This is a genomic window from Aliivibrio sp. S2TY2, from assembly GCF_028765525.1.
Classification (GTDB): domain Bacteria; phylum Pseudomonadota; class Gammaproteobacteria; order Enterobacterales; family Vibrionaceae; genus Aliivibrio; species Aliivibrio finisterrensis_A.
Genome location: NZ_JARACS010000023.1, coordinates 1 through 5,880 on the forward strand (window position 1 = coordinate 1; position 5,880 = coordinate 5,880).

The 5,880-nt window shown below is 34.8% G+C and carries 5 protein-coding genes and 3 tRNA genes; 5 read left to right on the forward strand and 3 right to left on the reverse strand.

Annotated elements, in window-relative coordinates:
* Positions 1-440: 440 nt before the first annotated feature.
* Both pssA and PVK63_RS19700 read right to left on the reverse strand, forming a co-directional pair.
* A complete protein-coding gene (gene pssA, locus PVK63_RS19695) occupies positions 441-1,793 on the reverse strand; it encodes a CDP-diacylglycerol--serine O-phosphatidyltransferase (RefSeq protein ID WP_130088410.1) in 1,353 nt (450 codons plus the stop codon).
* A 72-nt stretch (positions 1,794-1,865) separates the two neighbouring features.
* Positions 1,866-2,294 carry a GNAT family N-acetyltransferase gene (locus PVK63_RS19700; RefSeq protein ID WP_274440965.1) on the reverse strand — a complete coding sequence of 143 codons (429 nt, stop codon included), beginning with the start codon at positions 2,292-2,294 and terminating at the stop codon, positions 1,866-1,868.
* A 71-nt stretch (positions 2,295-2,365) separates the two neighbouring features.
* On the opposite strand from PVK63_RS19700, the gene murB reads away from it, so the two are divergent.
* Both murB and birA read left to right on the forward strand, forming a co-directional pair.
* Positions 2,366-3,418 (forward strand): UDP-N-acetylmuramate dehydrogenase, encoded by a 1,053-nt coding sequence (gene murB / locus PVK63_RS19705; RefSeq protein WP_274440967.1) that lies wholly within the window; start codon positions 2,366-2,368, stop codon positions 3,416-3,418.
* Complete coding sequence (gene birA / locus PVK63_RS19710; RefSeq protein WP_130088407.1) at positions 3,402-4,361, forward strand: bifunctional biotin--[acetyl-CoA-carboxylase] ligase/biotin operon repressor BirA; 960 nt, start codon at positions 3,402-3,404, stop codon at positions 4,359-4,361. The genes murB and birA overlap by 17 nt, the downstream gene beginning before the upstream one ends.
* On the opposite strand, the gene coaA is transcribed toward birA, so the two are convergent.
* Positions 4,362-5,285 carry a type I pantothenate kinase gene (coaA, locus tag PVK63_RS19715; protein WP_274440970.1) on the reverse strand — a complete coding sequence of 308 codons (924 nt, stop codon included), beginning with the start codon at positions 5,283-5,285 and terminating at the stop codon, positions 4,362-4,364.
* A gap of 193 nt (positions 5,286-5,478) precedes the next feature.
* Between coaA and PVK63_RS19720 the strand changes: the two genes are divergently transcribed.
* The 3 genes from PVK63_RS19720 (at position 5,479) to PVK63_RS19730 (ending at position 5,793) form a co-directional block, all read left to right on the forward strand.
* A tRNA-Thr gene (locus PVK63_RS19720) sits at positions 5,479-5,554 on the forward strand.
* A gap of 46 nt (positions 5,555-5,600) precedes the next feature.
* Positions 5,601-5,684 (forward strand) — tRNA-Tyr (locus PVK63_RS19725).
* Between the two features lie 34 nt (positions 5,685-5,718).
* A tRNA-Gly gene (locus PVK63_RS19730) sits at positions 5,719-5,793 on the forward strand.
* Positions 5,794-5,880: the final 87 nt, after the last annotated feature.

Sequence of the window (5,880 nt, forward strand, 5' to 3'; positions counted from 1 at the left end):
ACGTTTATTGAAAATGCAATATTACTATTCATTTGAAATTTCACAGACACCTAATCTCCAACGTTTATTATCCCTTTCCAAAGTAATATCAATCGTAGTAAATAAGTGTTCATCCTATCTGGTTAAAATACTCGATAGTGCCGTTGAAATTTTTGATTACAGAATAACGACTTATCGAAAATTTCGCCTTGTTCTCAAGTGTTTTTCCTACGCAATTATTTAAACAAGCACCTATCCAGAATGGTATTACAACTAATACAGTTATAATCAATAAAATTTCGTTGTATTATCATGCTTGTTTAATGAGTGTTAATTCAGAGTGGGATTGTAGTGATGTTTTGAACTTATTTAATAGTATTAGCTTTTTATTAGAGAGGGGGTTCTATAGGAAGGAGGTTATTGGATATGTACCTAATTTCAGAACATACCCAATAATAAAATTATAGGATTTGATTTAAAATATGATCGGCTTTAATTCGTTTAATACGTTTTATTAAACGTTTTACTTCCGCTGGGTAGCTATTTAGTTTATCTACCTGCTTATAAGAACCTATCAACTGTGTATGCTCTAAGATAACGTCTAGTTCAGCTTGTTTAGTTTCTACAAGTAATTGCTCAGGATCTTGTAATAATAACCCATTTTCAAGATCTAGTTTCCAAGCTCTTGGATTCAGGTTACTTCCTGTAATTAAAGTATATTCTTTATCAACCCACATACCTTTAAGGTGAAAACTGTTTTTTTCATGTTTCCAAAGGTGAAGAGATAATTGTCTACTCGCTATATATGTTTCATTAGTCTTCGCAAAGTTTCTTAAATTCATCTCATATAAATAAGGTAAGCCTGCGATTGTTTTGAACTCTTCTTCAGGATCTATGTAGAAGTCATTTGCTGTTTTATCGCCAACAATGATTGTTACTTTTACGCCTCGTCGAAGTGCTTTTTTTAGTTCTTTTGCGATAGGTTTAGGGAAGTTAAAGTAAGGTGTGCAAATCGTGATTTCAGATATAGCAGATGCTAGAAGAAGACGAATATAATTATTTAGCTTATTGCCTTTTCGCCCTAAGCCAACAAGAGGTGTAACACCAACCTCACCCTTTTTTCTTAATTGAGAGATAAATTGATAGTTAGCTAAACCTAATTGCTTTCTTAGTTCTTTAATTGCAGGCTTTAATGACTTTGTTTCAGGTCTTTTTTGTTGAGACAAACAATTTACAGCAGGACTAGCAATCAATGTTTTCTTAATGAAAGAAACCATTGAATTAGCAAGGAAAGAATTATTTAGAACGTGATATCGGTCAAAACGGTATTTATCTTTATGAGCAAGATACACATCGTTTAAGCTTGCACCGCTATAAACAACGGTATCGTCGAAAATAAAGCCTTTAAGATGCAATACACCAAATACTTCTTTATTTCTTACGGGTACACCAAGAACATTTATAGAATGTTCATATTTTTCAGAGAATTCACGATATAGAGCGGCATTACCATCACTTTTTTCTGCACCAATAAGGCCTCGTTGAGCACGATGCCAATCAACAAGAACATTGATATCTAGCGATGGATTTTTTTGTTTCGCTTCATAGAGAGCGGTAAATACTTCTCTACCAGCATCATCATTTTCTAAATATAGTGCAACGATATAGATACGCTGTTGAGCATTTTCTATTTGTTTTAGGAGTTCATACCGAAAATCTGCAGCTGTATGAAGTATCTTAATATTCTCAGGATTTTGAGACAACATTGGAAGCATAGACAGCTGTTCTTTACTTTCTTGAGGTTTTAAATTCATAACCGGTCATTAAATTATCAATATAAGGAGATAGATTTTAGCAAATTTCGAATCTATTGCCGAGAGTAATATCTAATTGTTATGTTTTTTATATACCAAAATATCCAGCTTTTTTCCTCCATGTGTATAACGTTCATATTTTGATGTAATAACGTGAGGAATACTCTCTTTAGCAAGTGTGAAGTTATTCTTAAGATAAAAAGCAGTTAACTGTGGTTCGCATAAGCAGTAACAATGATTTAGAGAAAGAAGTTTTTTTGTTTCATTGATAAGGTAGTTACCTAATTGTTTACCTCTCATTTCTTCAATGATCATCATCCCAGTAAGGAAGTGGCAATCTTCATATGTTTTAATTCGTACTGCCCCAATAATTATTTTGTTATTTTCTAGCGCGATAATATCTTCTTTTCCTTTAGGTTTTCCTGAAGGGTAATTTGCTTTATATAGCTTATGGAGTAAAGGAAGGCGCAATTTATCTAAATGAGAAACGGTAAGATTCATTAGTTGTGTTCTATATAGTTTTTGTGGATTAAGTTAGAATGTACTTAATCTAGTCAATTAAATACAGCACTATGAAAATATTATTAAGCAAAGAACTTAAGCCTTATAACAGCTTTTCAATCAACCAAAATGCAGAATTGATACTCCAAGCCGATTCAGTTCAAGATCTCATTGATATTTGGTCTGATGATAAATACTCAGATATGATAAAGCTTCCTTTAGGTGCGGGAAGTAATACATTGTTTTGTAATGCATTTAACGGTGTTGTTGTCTTGAATCGTATTTATGGTAGATCTGTTATAGAAACGGAAGGAGACTACTTCCTTAAGGTGTCAAGCGGTGAAGATTGGCCTAATCTTGTTGAATGGTGCGTTGATAATGGGTTCCCTGGTATTGAAAATTTAGCCATGATCCCTGGCTGTGCAGGCACTGCTCCAATTCAAAATATTGGAGCGTACGGCCTTGAATTAAAAGATGTGTGTGAATCTGTCGAATACTTAGATCTCGATAGCTTACAGATTAAAACACTCCAAAATGCTGATTGCCATTTTGGTTATCGAGAGTCTATCTTTAAACATGAACTTAAAGATAAATGCATAATAACCGCAATAACTCTCCGCTTAGCAAAAAAATGGACCCCGCTTTTATCGTATGGTCCCTTAAGTGCTTTACGCGATAAAACAACAACGACTACTCGAGATGTATTTAATCAAGTTTGTGAAATTAGATGCCAAAAATTACCAGATCCTAAAGTTTTAGGAAATGCCGGTAGCTTCTTTAAAAATCCGATTATTTCAAGTAAACAGTATTGTTCTCTACTTCAATCTTATCCAAACCTACCGGCATACGATGTTGAAGATGGGAAGAAGATTCCTGCTGGGTGGTTAATTGATAATGCGGGCCTCAAAGGATTCAAAATAAATGATGCTCAAGTACATAAAGAACAGGCTTTAGTTTTGATAAATAATGGGCAGGCAACATCAGATGATATTTTAAAATTAGCCCATCATGTAAAACTAACTGTTCTTAATATGTATAACATTGAGCTTGAGCATGAAGTTCGATTTTATGCTGATGGAAAAGAATCATCTTTATCGGAGTTATTTCATGAAAGATCACACTAAGAAACTAGCAATACTCGATTTACTTAGTGATGGTCAGTTTCATTCAGGTGAGGAACTTGGTGAAGTTTTAAAGATTTCTCGAGCAGCAATAAGTAAACATATAGCAGTCATTCAAGATTGGGGCCTTGAAGTTTATAAGGTTAAAGGAAAAGGCTATGCACTTTCTAATCCCATTGAGCTATTGAATGGAGCGTTAATTCATCATGCAAACTTACCTTCGCCTAAATTGCTTGGTGTGATTGACTCTACTAATCAGTATCTTCTTAATAATATGGATACAATTCAAAGTGGCCAATCTTGTTTTGCTGAATATCAAGAGGCTGGCCGAGGAAGGCGAGGGCGTACTTGGGTTTCTCCTTTTGGTTGTAATATTTATTTCTCTTTATATTGGCGCTTAGAAGATGGTCTTGCTGCAACTATGGGATTAAGTTTAGCTATTGGGGTTGCTGTAGTTGATGCATTAGAACGTCTAGGTTGTAGCAATTTAAAGTTAAAGTGGCCTAATGATATTTACTGGAATAACCGTAAGTTAGCGGGTGTTCTTATTGAGCTATCCGCTCAATCTGGCGGGGCTGCACATGTAGTTATTGGGGTAGGGATTAACGTAAATCTTAGCGAAAGATTTGATTCTGCGATCGATCAACCATGGGTGGATTTAAATACTATCCTAGAGAAGAATAATATCCGAAATACGTTAGCGAATGAGTTACTCATTTCATTATTTAATGTGATGAAAGAATTTGAATACTCAGGCTTATCAAGTTTTGTTCATCGATGGAATGAGCTCGATAATTTCAAAAAACAGACAATATCTCTTCAATTAGGTAATGGTACAGTGACAGGCGTGTGTGAAGGGATCGATCCTCAAGGTGCACTTTTACTTACGGTTAATGATGAAATTAAATCATACAACGGTGGTGAAATATCAATAAAAAAAAGCTAGTTATTTTCTGATAGATACCTGATTTATTGAATGGTTTTTTCCTTTAGAAAGAATCAAGTGTGCTCTATTTTTTGTTGGTAATATATTTTCTTCTAGATTGATACCATTAATAGTATCCCAAATGTGCTGAGCCTTATCGATCGACTCCTTTGTAGATAGCTCAGTGTAGTGTGAAAAGTATGAGCCGTTTTCTTTAAAAGCACTTTCCCTTAATTTTAGAAAACGCTCTACGTACCATTCTTTAAGCTGTCCGTGAGAAGCATCAACATAAATTGAAAAGTTTAAAAAGTCAGATACAAAGCGATGATGAAGTTCGTCAGGATAATCATTACTGTTTTGCAGTACATTTAATCCTTCTATAATTAATATATCAGGAGATTCAACAATCTTACGCTCACCAGTAATATTATAGGTTAAATGTGAATACAGAGGCGCAGAGACTGATTTTTTTCCTGATTTTACGTCTGATACAAAAGAGACAAGCGATTGCGTATCGTAAGACTCTGGAAATCCTTTTCTATGCATGATCTTTCTTGCTTTAAGATGTTCATTTGGATAAAGAAAGCCATCAGTTGTTACTAGTTGAGTATCCAAGTTAGGTAACAACTGCTTTAATAATGTTTGTATTATACGAGCGGTTGTGCTTTTACCAACGGCAACACTTCCTGCTATCCCAATGATAAAAGGGGACTTTATATCTTGGTGAGATAAAAATTGCTCTAAGATAATGTTCTTTTCTCTATGACTATCAATATGAAGCTGTAATAGTCGTATTAGTGGTAAATATATTTCGGTTACCTCATCTATATTTATATTTTCATTAATACCACGCAAGCTTGTTAACTCTTTTTCTGTGAGTGTCATAGGAGTTGATTTCCGTAATTCAGCCCAACGATCACGAGTAAAGGTTAAATAAGAGTTCACATGATTTACCTAGTAGATTAATGAGTGTTGAACAATACAATAAGGCGGAATAAGAAAAAAGTAGTCTCATCACTTTTCAGGTGTGCTTTTGACAATATAGGCAATTTTTGGCGCGAAAAAGCAAAAAAAAACGTTTTATTTGAATTTTCAGTTGCATGATATTTCCAGATTAACTAGAATGCGCACCAATTGTGCCGACTTAGCTCAGTAGGTAGAGCAACTGACTTGTAATCAGTAGGTCACCAGTTCGACTCCGGTAGTCGGCACCATATTATTTTCTTTATTTAATACAAAAAGAATTTAAGATTAAAATTTGGAGGGGTTCCCGAGTGGCCAAAGGGAGCAGACTGTAAATCTGCCGCGAAAGCTTCGATGGTTCGAATCCGTCCCCCTCCACCATATTCAAGGTAAAATAGCTCAGTCGAGTTACATTGCGTGCATCGTATAATGGCTATTACCTCAGCCTTCCAAGCTGATGATGCGGGTTCGATTCCCGCTGCACGCTCCATCTCCTATTTTCCTTTATATTTCAAATGTATTTTATTGGTTACGTGGTCATTTATAACCACCAATGCCGTACCTAGAGGGACTATCA